We start from the raw sequence: 377 nt of genomic DNA on the forward strand, positions 1-377 counted from the left end.
AAGCCGAACTTCTCGCACGCAATTCCAAACATTCCGGGCAAATCGGTGATCGCCGTGGAAGTCACTTACCCGCCCGGGGGCGCTTCGTTGCCTCACACCCACGCGAAGTCGGCGTTCATCTATGCGTACGTGGTCTCAGGCAGCGTCGCCAGCAAGGTGAACGATGAGCCGGAACGCGTCTACAAGGCCGGGGAGGCGTTCTTCGAGGAGCCCGGCTCGCGCCATCCGGTCAGCCGCAATGCGAGCAAGACCACGCCGGCAAAACTGCTGGCCGTGTTTGTCGTCGATTCGAACGACACAGCACTGACAACCAACGACCAGTAAGGAGCTTGAAAATGAGATTGGACTACGCCAAGGCATCGCCGGGCGGCGTGAAG

1 protein-coding gene is annotated in these 377 nt (G+C 60.5%); it reads left to right on the forward strand.

Annotated features, from left to right (window positions below; translation table 11 throughout):
• The coding region (locus tag AB4Y42_RS44375; protein WP_368697914.1) for a cupin domain-containing protein at nt 1–324 on the forward strand (324 nt) is incomplete at its 5' end.
• Nucleotides 325–377 lie beyond the last annotated feature (53 nt).

The sequence above is a fragment of the Paraburkholderia sp. EG286B genome (assembly GCF_040965655.1).
In the GTDB taxonomy this organism is placed as follows: Bacteria; Pseudomonadota; Gammaproteobacteria; order Burkholderiales; family Burkholderiaceae; genus Paraburkholderia.